This window comes from Pseudomonas sp. P1_A1 (assembly GCF_056406935.1).
The window spans coordinates 17,477-29,674 of the sequence record NZ_JBFTZE010000024.1; the positions used below are offsets into that span (position 1 = coordinate 17,477).

A 12,198-nucleotide genomic window follows, 5' to 3' on the forward strand; every position below is an offset into this window, starting at 1 on the left:
GGGTTATCTCCGGGTCGGGTCGAAAGTGGCGGGCAACGAAGCCCAGCAGGCGTCGTAATCGTTTTGCAGCTGTGGGCAATCCAGGGCGAACCGGCTCGGGCGCAGCACCTGGCTGGTCTCGAACATGAAAGCCATGGTGTTGTCGATCTTAGCCGGCGCCAGTTCAGCGTTGATCGCCTTGGTGCAGGTCTCGCCATCGGGGCCGTGAGCACTCATGCAGCTGTGCAACGAGGCGCCGCCCGGCACGAAACCTTCGGCTTTGGCATCGTACTCGCCCTTGATCAGGCCCATGTATTCGTTCATCAGGTTGCGGTGGAACCACGGCGGACGGAAGGTTTTCTCGGCCACCATCCAGCGTGGCGGGAAGATCACGAAGTCGAGGTTGGCCAGGCCGTGCACGCTGGTCGGCGAGGTCAGGACGGTGAAAATCGACGGATCCGGGTGATCGAAACTCACCGTGCCAATGGTGTTGAAGCGACGCAGGTCATATTTGTACGGCACGTTATTGCCGTGCCAGGCGACCACGTTCAGCGGCGAATGATCGAGCTCGCAGCCCCACAACTGGCCGAGGAATTTCTGCACCAGGGTGGTCGGTTGCTTGAGGTTTTCGTAATGCGCCACCGGGGTCAGGAAGTCGCGAGGGTTGGCCAGGCCGTTGCTGCCGATCGGCCCCAGGTCCGGCAGGCGCAGTGGCGCGCCGTGGTTTTCGGCCACATAGCCCCGCGCTTGCGGGTCGAGCAGTTCGATGCGGAATTTCAGCCCGCGAGGCAGCACGGCGATTTCCAGCGGCTCCAGTTCCAGCACGCCCAGTTCGGTGGCGATGCGCAGGCGGCCCAGTTCCGGTACCAGCAGCAGTTCGCCGTCGGCGTTGAAGAACACCCGCTCCATGGAACGGTTGGCGCGGTAGTTGTAGATGCTGATCCCGGCCGGTTTATCCGGGCCCGAATTGGCGGCCATGCTCACCAGCCCGTCGATGAAATCGGTGGGCTCGGTCGGAATGTCCAAGGGGTTCCAGCGCAGGCGATTGGGGGTCACTTCACCCAACGGACCACCGGCCAGTTGCCGATCCAGTTTGACGAATGCCGGGTGATTGGCCGACGGCTGAATGCGGTACATCCAGGTCCGGCGTGCTTCGCTGCGGGCCATGGTGAACGCGGTACCGGAGAACAGCTCGGTGTACAGGCCGTAAGGAGCTTTTTGCGGGGAGTTCTGGCCGACAGGCAGTGCGCCGGGCAATGCTTCGCTGCTGAATTCGTTGCCAAAGCCTGACTGATAAGCCAGCGCTGGCGCCGTTGAATCGAGGTTCATGGAGCCTCCTGAACGGGAAGTTATTTTTATCGTAATTCAATTACGCATAACGTAATTTGATTGGTATTGACCGTCAAGCTATAAAGACGCCCATTCGTCCCGGGATCACACCGCCTCCATGACCAGCGAAAGCAACGGTAAACAGAAAGTCCGCTCGGCCGAGGTCGGCACCGACATCCTCAAGGCGCTCGCCGAGCTGTCGCCCTCGACCTCGTTGTCGCGCTTGGCCGAACACGTGCAGATGCCGGCGAGCAAGGTTCACCGTTATCTACAGGCGCTGATCGCCAGCGGTTTTGCCGAGCAGAACACCGCCACCAACCATTACGGCCTCGGTCGTGAAGCGCTTAGGGTCGGCCTGGCTGCTCTGAACAGTATGGACGTGCTGAAAGTCGCCGCCCTGCCCTTGGCCGAACTGCGCGACGATCTGAACGAAACCTGTTTTTTGGCGGTGTGGGGCAATCAGGGCGCGACGGTGGTGCACATCGAGCCGGCAGTGCGAGCGGTGACGGTGGTCACGCAATTGGGCTCGGTCTTGCCATTGCTAAGCTCATCCACTGGCCTGGTCTTTGGCGCTTATCTACCGAAGCGGGAAACCGTGGACTTGCGCGATCAGGAGCTTCACAGCGCCACTGACCACGTCTTGGCGGACGATCAGACCTATGCGGCCTTATGCGAACAGATCCGCGAACGCGGCCTGCATCATGTGCATGGGTTGCTGATGCCGGGAGTGGATGCGTTGTCGGCACCAGTATTCAACGCGGTAGGGAATGTAGCGGCGGTCATGACCATCGTCGGTCCGACCTCACTGTTTCACGCTGACGAAAACGGCCCGGCGGCGCAGCGATTACTGGCAGCGACGCGGGCCGTGAGTTGGCGGATGGGGTATCAGCCCGCCGATGTCAGTCGCTGAACCAGACGCGATACCTGTGCTCAGCCATTGTCCTTACCCGATCGTGGTTTTGCTCGTGATGCTCTCTGGGTCGTCGAGAACCTCCTGAATGACCTCCAGCGCCCGCTCATGCAATCGAGGCTGCCCGGATATTTCGGCAAACAGTTTTTCCACGGTATACACATCACCCAGCAGACCGATCAGGTCTTTCTGCAACTTGGTAACCTGCGACAGTCCTCGAATTCCCTTGGCTAGGGAAGCCAGCTCAATCACCGCCTTGACGTAATGCTTCAGGGCCTTGGTCCGATTGCCCTCGGTATAGGCATGAACACCTTGCACCAGATTCTGAGTAAACAAGGCGACGCTCAATGCGATACCGACGGGGGCATAGACAATGGAGATGACACTCACTGCCGAAACGACGGCGCTGTTCACCAGGCTGATGATGATCTCTTCAAGACTTTGCGTTTTCTCGTCGACGTCAGAGATGACCTTGGTCAACACGTCGTAATAGCACCAATACAAATCCGTGACCCGACTGTTCTTCTCCAATATTGGCGCCTCGGTGAAGTTGGCGACCTGCTCGAGATCCGTCAGGTAAGTACCGACCTGCGGCTGGTATTTCCCAAATGCCCGATTATAGAAGTAATCACCGAGGCCACGGGTTTTCACCGCACTCACGAAATCCTTGAACGGCCGCAGCTCACGTCCATCCGGTGCATCCGGGGTATACAGATACTCCTCGATCTTCCCGGCAACGTGCAGCCTGAAGACGAACGCCCCGACAATCAGGCGCCCCTTGAGATGGAGTTTGAACAAAGCACTGTGTCGCACATTGGCAGGCGATTCGCCCACAGGCCAGTCCGGTTGCGGAGAGTCAAACGCCGTGACAACTTTCATCAACTCATCGAAGTGTTCCCGAACCAGACGGCCTGTGAATAGCGCCTGCAGGATTGCCACACTCATCTGGCGCTGCATGATCCCCATGTATAACCGCTGCTTGAAAAAGCCTTTGGGACGGTCGATGTGCGTTGCACGCAACATGTCGATGTACTTTTCACCCGGGCGCAACGTTCGCGACCAAGCGGCAATGTCGTGAATGGAGAGTTTGGTGAGGAGTGGATGGTCAGTGGCCTCTGTAAAACGCGGGACACCATCGCGGGCTGCGTTGTCAGAATAAAAATGTACCTCGTCGGCGATCAGTCGGGTCAGTGTTATCTGTTGACCCCGTTCGTATTCCACGAAAATCCGGTCAGGGTTGATAGCGACTTTTTCGCCTCTGGACAGTAGAACTTCTTCAATCCGCTGTTTGATCAGTTGATGGCAAAAACGCTCATAACTGATGAACCCGCCTTCACGCACTTCAATGGTTTTCATTGCCCGCAATTCACAGTTCATCCGGGTGAAGTGCTGGCGCTGCTGTGTAGCGGTCCGATAACCATAGGGGGTGTGGCTTTCTTCCTGAGCCACGAGCCAGGCCCGATGATTGAAAACAACGGAGTTCAGCACTTCGGCCCCAGTGTAGGGGGTCGGCGCAAGAGCCACGCCGCGCCACAGATTGGGCAGTTTGGAAACCTGGTTCATGTAGCCGCTGATGGCCTCACGATCCAGCGCGTGGGAATGCCATAGCAGATAGTCGCTCCCCTCGGACGTTGCCGTCCAACCACCGATTTCAAAGCTCAATTGCCTAAGGGAGGGCAATTGATACCAATCCTGACCGCCAGGCGAATCGGGAGCATACAGCAGCCAGTCGTCCAGGCTGGGGCTGCGGCTGCCAATGGCAACCAGTTCCAGGAGTGGGCGAGTATCGTCACGCAGCTGTAAGGGCGCGATCACCAGGTTCGCATTCCCGTCCACCGCCTGTTGCACCCGTTGGAGACTGGTGTCGTCGAGATGCCCCTGTAGCTTCGCGCCAAAGGCACTCAGCAACAATTGATCCCGGGTGATACGGACCATGGTGGTGACCACCTCACTGCGCTGGAACACAGACCGGTATGCAGCACCGTAGGCGGCGCGCACGTCCTCGTTCATCACTTCCTCCAACCATTGCTGGTTTAATCCAGAAGGAAGGCCTTCACCTTCAAACGTGATCGATCCCCGCCGCCCCTCCTCGTGCAGGCCGCACAGCAGCAAATCCGTCAGAGAACGCCTGTCTTCTTGCGTGATTCGCTTCCCGGCCACATCGAAGACGTAACGGCTGATGGTCATCAGGTTGTCGGGGTCCAGCGTGCTGCCAAGCTCCAACTGCAACAACTGGCTGGCCACGCTTTTTGCGTAAGCCTGCACACTGGCATGACTTCCTAGTTGGTTGTCCAGATCGGTTTGACTTGCGATTAACTGTTGTTCCAGTTCGCCAAAGTGCAGTTGTTCGTTAACGCTGGCACGCTCAAGCCATTGCGGACGATTGCCGACATCAATAGGCAGATATTTATTCATCATATTCATGATGTTGTCCTTGGTGATTTGAATAACGTAGAAAAATTTACGCCAGCAAAAGTAGCCCAAGACAACAACGCACCAAAGCAGTTAAGCAATACCAACTATTTACAACTTAAACCCAATGTAACACCGAAACTTTTATAGCAACTTTACTGATCACCTCATTATCAGATTCAATCCCACAACCCTAACAGCTTGGCCTTGGCCACCGCCTGCGTCCTGCGTTCGACCCGCAGTTTTCCGTGTATGCGCCGAGCGTGGGTTTTAACGGTATGTAATGAAATAAACAATGAGTCGGCAATTTCTTGATTGGAATGACCGAGTGCAATCAGCTTCAGCACTTGCAGTTCACGCTGGCTTAATATTTCTGTTGCATCCGCACGATTGCAAAGTTGATCACAAGACAAGAGAGAAGCCTGCGCGTCGCGTAACAATAACGGCTGACGCTGGCGCAACTCACTTAGCACTTGAAGTGTCTGATACCGCGCAACGTTGCGAAGGCCCTCCTGCAACACATCAATGGCCTTCGTAGTGTGACCGTCACACCACAGTACTTCGGCCAGGGCCAGTTGCAATTCGGTGGCGAGCGCGAACATTCCACGCGCCTGCGCCTGTTTTATCAACGCCTCAAGTTGTGGTGCAGCATCGATGGCATCCGGCTCTGCCCGATGCCTGGCAATGATCAACAAATATTCAATGCGCGGAATCAGCTCCAGAGTGGCCGGGGGGGCCTGTCGCGCTTGCGGCCCGCGATAGTGATTGAGCACTCGGCTCAAGGCCTCGCATGCCAGTTCGGCACGCCCCTGTTGCAACCAGAAATGACTGCTGACTTGTAACAGTACGCCACGGTAAACAGTGTCTGGAATCTGCCGCTGTTGCATCAATCGCTCGGCATCGCGCAGCCGGACAAAGGCTTGCCCATAGTCCCCCTGATTGGCCGCCAGTTGTGCTTGACCGAGAAACCCGTAAAGCACACGTTTGTCATGGCTGCGCAGGCAATCCTCCAGCCCGGCCTGGAAGAATTCGGCGGCACGCTCATCTTGCCCCCGGCAAAGGGCCAGCCGACCCCGACGCAACGCGATTCGCCCCAGCAACGGGACCGGCCGCTCAGAACGCTGACATAGCAGCTCATGGATATTGGCGAGCAGGCTTTCCGCGCGCAGGGGAGCGCCGCGCTGCTCCAGCAATTGCGCATGATCAAGCTCCAGCAGCCCTTCTAGCACCAGCGAGCCTTGTGCTCGCGCCAGACACAGCGCCTCACGGTTCAGCGACTGCGCGACATCAAGCTCGCCCCGGAGCAGTGCCTGTTGAGTCAAACCCGACAGGCACATCAAGCGTACGGTCCAGAGGTCAGGACCGAGCTCGCTCAGGGCGTCGAGAAAATGCGCGCGCGAGATTTCCATACGCCCTTGCAAGTGCAGTAACCAGCCTTGCTGAGCCTGCCAGCGGGCAATCAGTTGCCGCTGCAAGAACGCCGACGGTTGAGGGGTAAATCGCGACAGGTGTTCGATGCAATCGGCCGCTTGCTCAAACCGCCCCGCAAACAGCGATGCCGCCGTGATTAGCCCGATCAGTTGCGGCGAGCCGAGCATCAGCTCCTCGCCTTGTTGCTCATGCAGACGCAACAACAGCACCACGGTCTGCTCCTCGAACAGATGCTCGAAACTGAAGTGCTGCAACAGGCTGACCGCCACTTCGTATTCCTCGGCGAGCAATGCCTGTTCGAAGGCGGATTTCCAGTCCTGCTCGGCGCAGAACCACTGGCAGGCACGCCGATGCCAGGAGCGTCCGGCCGGCCATTGCTCATCGCGCAGCAATTGGGTGAACGGGGTGAAAACCTGCAGCCAGTCGGTGGAGTCGCGCCAGGGTTCGATAAAACAACCCAGTGCTTGCAAGGTCCTCAGGTACTGCGCGCCCTCCCCGGCCCCAAACAGGTGATCGCACAGTCGGGCATTGAAGCGTGGCAAGTGGGCCAGCACGCGCCAGGCCTCGCTCAACTCAGGCGTCAGCGAGCTGAACAACTCGTGCTCCAGATAATCGAGCAAGGTGTCCGCCCGTCCCAGGGGTTTGTCCTGACGCGACCAGTCGCACTTGTGCAGCAACGCAATCCGCACACCGGCACACCAGCCGCCGGTGCGCTGGATGATCCGACTGGCCACCTTGTTGGCCTGATCCGGCACCCAGGGACGCAACAGCTGCTCCACTTCACCTGAAGTAAAAGCCAGCGAAGCGCTCTCGCAATCGTACAATTCATCATCAAGCAACAGCCGTGGCCAGTTGCATTGCGGCCGGCGGCGAGTGCCGAGCCACCAGGTCAGCATCGGGCTGCCGATCGCCAACATGCGATCCAGCAACGAGTCCAGCTCGGGGTTCGGCAGACGGCAGTAGTCATCGAGAAACAGCCAGGTTGGCGTCTGCAATCGCGCCAGATAGCTGAGTAGTTCGGTTTCGCCCGACGAGGCCAGCTCCAGCGCCTCAGCCAGACGATGACGAAAATCGGCCACGCTCGACGCTGCGCCAGACAAGGGCAACCAATGCACCCGGCACTGATTCGGCGCCTGCAACAGACACTCGGCGAGCAGCGCACTCTTGCCACTGCCGGCGGGGGCGCAGAGCAATTTCACCCGAGCCGTGGAGGCCAGTAACGGCTCGCTCAAGCGAGCCCGCGACAGGTGATGCGAGGACAGGCGGGGCAGGAATCCAGAACGGTCCAGACACGGGGTCATGGCGGTCATTGCAGCGTGCCTTTTTATAATTGTCCGACAACCCTAACCCTCTCCCACCCGCTTGTTGAGAGGTATTCAGCGCGCTGATTGGCGCCCATAAAAAAGGCGACCCACAGGTCGCCTTTCGTGATGCCAATGTATCAAAACCCTTACCGAACGCCCTCGGCGCGCAGGGCCGACGGTGTGTAGTCGGCAGCCTTGGCGTCGAAGCCAAATACGAAGCTGTGCTTCTCTTCGTTCTTCATTCCCAGGGCAATGTATCGGCCAGCGATGATGTCGTAGAGCGCCTCGAGGGTGTAGGCCGGAGTCTGGTGATCGTAGTAGTACTGGGCGTGACCTTCGGCCACTCGCCACAGTTGGCCGCGACCGTCGTAGTGGTCCACCAGCGCCACTTGCCAGCTGTCTTCGTCAAGGTACATGTGGCGTTTGGCGTAGATGTGCCGCTCACTCGGCTTGACCGTGCCGACCACTTCCCAGACCCGGTGCAACTCGTAGCGGGTCAGGTCCTGGTTGATGTGCCCGGCTTTCACCACGTCATCATACTTGAGGCTCGGCGAGTCGAGTTTGTAGCTGTTGTAGGGAATGTACATTTCCTTTTTGCCGATCAGTTTCCAGTCGTAGCGATCTGGCGCACCCGAGAACATGTCGAAGTTATCCGAAGTCCGCAGGCCGTCAGCGGCGGTGCCCGGTCCGTCGTAGGCCACTTGCGGTGCACGGCGCACACGACGTTGACCAGCGTTGTAGATCCAAGCCAGTCGTGGCTCTTTCACCTGGTCGAGGGTTTCATGCACCAGCAATACGTTACCCGCCAGCCGCGCCGGCGCGGTCACCGACTGCTTGAAGAAGGTCAGCACGTTGGCGGCTTTGTCCGGGTCCAGGTCCTTCATCAGTTGCGGTACGGCGATCTCTTCCTCGAAGCGAATCGGTGTGTAGCTGCCGTTGGTCTGCGGGGTCACCTGGGTGATGATGCGTCGCAGATTACCGCCGTGGTAACGGGTGATGTGGTTCCACAGCACCTCGACGCCATTCTTCGGAATCGGGAACGCGTAGTAGCGATTGCCGGTGAAATTGGCCAGACCGTTACCGTCGTTGATGCTGGTCACGTTCAGCGCGCTGCGCTTGGCCGACTCGTAGATTTCCGACGGCACGGCCACGGTGCGGTGGGTTGGGTAGACCGGAATCTTGTAGGTTTCCGGGTAGCGCTTGAACATCGCCACCTGACCGTCCGAAAGCTTGTCCTTGTATTTATCGACCGTGGCGGCGGTGATGGTGAACAGCGGTTTTTCACTGGCGAACGGGTCGGCCAGGAAGCCTTTGCTGTCGACCGCACCGGCGTTTTTCGGGATGCCACCGGTCCAGGCCGGGATCGAACCATCGGCGTTGCCGGCCTTCTCGGCGCCCAGCGGCGTGAGGGTGGTGCCGAGCTTATTGGCCTCTTCCGGCGAGACTGCAGCCATCACGTTGGCGGCCAGCAGGCTCAGGGCCAGGGCGCCGCATTGCAGAATCATCTTGCGCATTAACATCATCCTTCTCAGCCAGATCAGAAGTTCACGCCGAAGCTCAGCGCCAGGAAGTCGCGGTCGGTCAGGGTGTTGTAATTCCCGCCGAAAAAGTCGGTGTAACTCAAGCTTGCGGTATAGGTGTTGCGGTAGTCGGCATCGACACCGACGCTGATGGCCTTGGCGCCCTCGTTGAACAGCCCGTTGGGGCCGTAGCCGGCGACGTCATGGGACCAGGACAGGTTGGGTTTGAGGTTGATCCCGCCGATCACGTTGGCGTAATCGAGGATCGCCCGGGCGCGGTAGCCCCAGGAGGTCGAGGTGACGAAGCCGTCGGTATCGCCACCGAAACCGTATTGGCCATAGACCGAATCACGGCCGTAACGCAGTTTGCTCCGCGACTCCAGACCACCGACATGGACCATCGCCGCTTCACCGACCAGGGTCAGCCGTTGGGCGCCCAGCACTTGGTCGAAGAAATGCGTCAGGGTGCTTTGCACCTGGGTCACTTCCTTGCGGCGGTAACCGGTATTGTCGGCGCCAGGCCGGGTCGCAACAGGCGATGCCGCGCCGCCGGCGATCGGGTTGAGCAACGCCAGGGTCAGGTCGTTGGTGTTGACCTGCACCGGAGCGTTAGGCCGGTAGCTGATTTCGCCAGTCCAGGCAGTGCCGGTGGGCAACGTGGTGGAGAAACTCGCACCGTACAGGCGAATGTCTTCCGGGTATTCGAGGTAGTACTGGCCGCGCCCGAGCATCACGCTTTGCGCCAGGCCCGAACCGCTGCCCGGGGCCAGACGGTTGGCAGTGCTGACCATGCCCGGCAGGCTGGCCAATGTGGACAGCCCGGCGGTGGTGGTGCCGACGGTCGGTGTGCGACTGTGATAGTTCATGAAGTAGAGGCCGTATTCGGTGTCGTCACCGAGCCAGCGCAAAGCCGCGCCCCACTGCCCCGAATCCCGGGCATCGCGGTCACCGCCACGGGGAACGACCACGCCCTCGCGGGTCACCTGGATCGGTTGACCGAAGGCCGATGCCAAGGGCGCCAGCGGGGCAATCGCCGGACTGCCGACGGTGTAGTTGTTGTTGCAACCGTCCGCCACCACGTCGTTACCGAAGAAGGTGCCGCAGTTGTCGACGACGGTCTGGTCCCATTCCAGTTGGTAGAAACCTTCCACCGTGAGTTGATCGGTCAAGCCCTGGGAAGCGAACAACATGTTGACCGGAATCAGCCCTTCCTTGATCTCGGCGCCGGGGCGACGGAACGCGGAGACGTCGATCGGGTTGATGCTGTTGATCGAATTACCGATGAAGGTACTTTCACCCCAACTGACTACTTGCTTGCCTGCGCGCACGGTGCCCGGCAAGTCGGCGATGGAATAGTTGTGATAAACGAAGGCATCGAGAAGCTCCGCCCCGGAAGACTTGGCGCCTTCCTTGCGACCGCTGTCGCTGATCTGCTTGAACTCCCGGTCTTCGTCCTTCAACTCGAAGTCGTACCAGTACTTGCCACGGACGAACACACCCGTGTCGCCGTACTTCAATTCGAGGTCGTGGATGCCCTTGAAGATCTTGGAGAAGGTTTCGCCTTTCTTGAAGTTCAGGCGTCCGTCATCACCGGTCGAAGACTGGCCTGTCCCGCCATTGACGGTACCCACCAGCGACTTGTCGGCGTCGCGCATGCCCCAGCTCGCGCCGACGGACAGCGAGGAATCGAACTGCCCCTCGATTTCGCCGATGTTGAATGAAACAGCCTGCGCCTGGGCACAGCAGCCCAAGGCCACCGCAGCGGCCAGCGCTTGCGGTTTGAAGATGGCGCGCATTGTTGTTTTTGTCATGCGTCTTCCCCGGTGAGTGACAGAAGGCCCCACCCTACTGCCGCTCGCCGGGAGCGATAAGCGCACCAAGGAGGTATTCGCGATGTACCTCCAAAGGATGAAAGCCCGCATGGGGCGGGGTTTTGCGCGGGGTATGGATGGGCTGGATGAAGGGTTATCAGTGCAGTGCATGGGACATGGTTGAAGTTAGATGTGTAACAGCGCGCAGCCTGCGGCAGCTGTTACAAAAGGTCAGCCGAAGACTGTTGCCAAGACTGTAACAGTGCATGTCTGAAATCGCTATTTTTCCTTTGCGATCAAGACCTTATTCTTGCCTGGCTTTCACGGCAAACGGCCCGAAAGCACAAAGAACGGGGATGATAGACCACCCCGTTGGCGACAGAATCCAGATGATTTGAAGCGTATTTTTTCGACTCATCGCCCTGTGTTCACTGACGTTGATTTGTAGCTCCTGGATCCACGTCTTACTTTGGCCGCTGCGTTTGCAGCGGCCTTTTTTATGGGCGAAAGGTTTTCAGGCAGGGAGTAGTCGGGAGGAGATGACGGGGCTCAGGCAAGCCACGCCAGATGTCGCGCAATCAGCGTCAGAGGGAATGCTTCTGCAAGTTCTCCATCATTTCCTTCAGCGCCTCAATGTTGTCCTTCGGATGCGCCGCGCCTTCGAAATCACAAATCTGCTGCCAATGCGCCGCCACATCCTCCGGCGAGAAACCGACCCGCGGATCGAACCCGGCGCCCAGGCTGCGCTCCCAGCGCACCTTGCCCATCCAGCCACCACCGACCTCGAACAGACCCGACGTTTCCTGGCAATGCTCGCTGGCCAGGTACACCACCAACGGGCTGACCAGTTCCGGTTTGAGTTGCTCGAATACTTGCGGCGGGATCAGGCCTTCGGTCATGCGGGTGCCACCCGTGGGGGCGATGGCGTTGACCAGGATGTTGTTCTTGCGGCCCTCGATGGCCAGTGTGCGGGTCAGGCCGTATAGGCCGAGCTTGGCCATGCCGTAGTTGGACTGGCCGAAGTTGCCATAGATGCCCGAGGTCGACGCGGTGAAGATCACGCGGCCATAGTTTTGCTCACGCATGTGTGGCCAGGCGGCGCGAGTGACCTTGTAGGCGCCTTCGACGTGAACGCGGTAAACCAGGTCCCAATCGCTGTCGTCCATTTTGTGAAAGGTCTTGTCCCGCAGGATGCCGGCGTTGTTCACCACCACATCGATACGACCGAACGTGTCGAGGGCGTGCTGGACGATTTTGTCACCGTCGGTGACGGAGTCATGGTTTGCCTCGGCAATGCCGCCCGCTTCACGAATTTCCGCCACCACCCGATCGGCCGCCGACGCATTGGCGCCTTCACCCTGAGCCGAGCCGCCGAGATCATTGACCAGCACCCTGGCGCCCTGTTTGGCGAACAGCAATGCATGCGCTCGCCCCAAGCCGCCGCCCGCACCGGTGACGATCACGACTTTATCTTCGAAGCGCACAGACTCATTCATGGGGAA

At 59.1% G+C, this 12,198-nt stretch carries 7 protein-coding genes; 1 reads left to right on the forward strand and 6 read right to left on the reverse strand.

Features of this window, described 5'->3' with window-relative positions; all coding sequences use genetic code 11:
* Positions 1-3: 3 nt before the first annotated feature.
* A complete protein-coding gene (hmgA, locus tag AC1D2Q_RS26540; protein ID WP_477815119.1) occupies positions 4-1,308 on the reverse strand; it encodes a homogentisate 1,2-dioxygenase in 1,305 nt (434 codons plus the stop codon).
* Positions 1,309-1,426: 118 nt separating this feature from the next.
* Here hmgA and AC1D2Q_RS26545 point away from each other — a divergent pair, with 118 nt between their 5' ends.
* The gene (locus AC1D2Q_RS26545; RefSeq protein ID WP_477815120.1) at positions 1,427-2,218 is read left to right on the forward strand and encodes an IclR family transcriptional regulator; all 792 of its coding nucleotides are present in this window, start codon (positions 1,427-1,429) and stop codon (positions 2,216-2,218) included.
* 33 nt (positions 2,219-2,251) lie between these two features.
* Here AC1D2Q_RS26545 and AC1D2Q_RS26550 read toward each other — a convergent pair whose 3' ends face one another.
* The 5 genes from AC1D2Q_RS26550 to AC1D2Q_RS26570 all read right to left on the reverse strand — a co-directional run bounded on the left by AC1D2Q_RS26550 (position 2,252) and on the right by AC1D2Q_RS26570 (position 12,192).
* Positions 2,252-4,642 (reverse strand): dermonecrotic toxin domain-containing protein, encoded by a 2,391-nt coding sequence (locus AC1D2Q_RS26550; RefSeq protein WP_477815121.1) that lies wholly within the window; start codon positions 4,640-4,642, stop codon positions 2,252-2,254.
* 167 nt (positions 4,643-4,809) lie between these two features.
* Entirely contained in the window at positions 4,810-7,371 is a 2,562-nt protein-coding gene (locus AC1D2Q_RS26555) for a LuxR C-terminal-related transcriptional regulator (protein WP_477815122.1), read from the reverse strand.
* Between the two features lie 140 nt (positions 7,372-7,511).
* A complete protein-coding gene (locus tag AC1D2Q_RS26560) occupies positions 7,512-8,879 on the reverse strand; it encodes a DUF1329 domain-containing protein (protein ID WP_477815123.1) in 1,368 nt (455 codons plus the stop codon).
* Between the two features lie 23 nt (positions 8,880-8,902).
* Positions 8,903-10,696 carry a DUF1302 domain-containing protein gene (locus AC1D2Q_RS26565; RefSeq protein WP_477815124.1) on the reverse strand — a complete coding sequence of 598 codons (1,794 nt, stop codon included), beginning with the start codon at positions 10,694-10,696 and terminating at the stop codon, positions 8,903-8,905.
* A 584-nt stretch (positions 10,697-11,280) separates the two neighbouring features.
* Entirely contained in the window at positions 11,281-12,192 is a 912-nt protein-coding gene (locus AC1D2Q_RS26570) for an SDR family oxidoreductase (RefSeq protein WP_477815125.1), read from the reverse strand.
* Positions 12,193-12,198: the final 6 nt, after the last annotated feature.